Origin of the sequence: Pseudomonas sp. HY7a-MNA-CIBAN-0227 (genome assembly GCF_040310325.1) — a bacterium.
Classification (GTDB): Bacteria; Pseudomonadota; Gammaproteobacteria; order Pseudomonadales; family Pseudomonadaceae; genus Aquipseudomonas.
The window spans coordinates 1-259 of sequence record NZ_JBEOPT010000216.1; the positions used below are offsets into that span (position 1 = coordinate 1).

The window sequence follows — 259 nt, forward strand, 5'->3', positions numbered from 1 at the left end:
TGGTAGGGGAGCGTTGTGTAAGCCTGTGAAGGTGTGTCGTAAGGCATGCTGGAGGTATCACAAGAGCGAATGCTGACGTGAGTAACGATAATGCGAGTGAAAAGCTCGCACGCCGGAAGATCAAGGGTTCCAGTCCAACGTTAATCGGGGCTGGGTGAGTCGACCCCTAAGGCGAGGCCGAAAGGCGTAGTCGATGGGAAATCGGTTAATATTCCGATACTTGTTTATGATGCGATGGAGGGACGGAGAAGGTTATGTC

1 rRNA gene is annotated in these 259 nt (G+C 52.1%); it reads left to right on the forward strand.

Annotation, left to right across the window (positions count from 1 at the left end):
• Positions 1–259: ribosomal RNA gene (locus AAEZ06_RS27645) — 23S ribosomal RNA — on the forward strand; the annotation flags it as partial.